The sequence below is a fragment of the Microtetraspora sp. AC03309 genome (assembly GCF_020826795.1).
Classification (GTDB): Bacteria; Actinomycetota; Actinomycetes; order Streptosporangiales; family Streptosporangiaceae; genus Microtetraspora; species Microtetraspora glauca.
The window spans coordinates 1-624 of the sequence record NZ_JADDIL010000348.1; the positions used below are offsets into that span (position 1 = coordinate 1).

Sequence of the window (624 nt, forward strand, 5' to 3'; positions counted from 1 at the left end):
ATGCGCAGGTCGAGTAGAAACTGATACGGCGTGGTGTGAAAGGCCCGGCGAAAAGCGCCGATGAACGCCTGGACCGACATCCCGGTCAGTTGCGCCAGCGCATCCAGGTGGATATCCGAGTCCAGGCTGTCATTGAGGTAGTCCACCAACATCGTGCGGGTCCGGGTATCGAAGGTCCGGTGTTCACGCGACTTCGGCGGCGCCTCGGCATATTTGTCCCGGATCAGCAGACGCATGGTCTCGGCGACGGAGTCCGTGAGCAACCGTGCGATCGCATCATCACGGTCGGCGACGCTGTAGATCTCCTCGACCAGGTGATGCATCAGCGGGTCTCGGTATTTGATCCGAGGAAGCAGTGCCGTGTCGCCGATGGCCCGGCATGGAAGGGCAATTTCGCAGTATCCGGCGATCTCGCCCTGGACCAGGGCTGCGCACGGGACCCCGGCGGGTTTCCACCAGATGTCGCCCACGGTCGGCAGCATTTGCCCCGACGGCCCCCAATCGAGCGCGGTCTGCATCGAATGCATTGCGCCACCGCGATATACGTACACCAGATGGTGCGTATCGCTGAAGCTGCACCAATCCGTCGGCTCTGATATCTGCTCAGTGCCGAAGGTGAATGCC

1 protein-coding gene is annotated in these 624 nt (G+C 61.9%); it reads right to left on the bottom strand.

Going from position 1 to position 624, the window contains the following annotated elements:
* Window positions 1-518, bottom strand: a 518-nt coding sequence (locus tag IMZ11_RS43260) for an AraC family transcriptional regulator (protein ID WP_228649461.1), incomplete at its 3' end; no start/stop codon positions are given.
* Window positions 519-624: the final 106 nt, after the last annotated feature.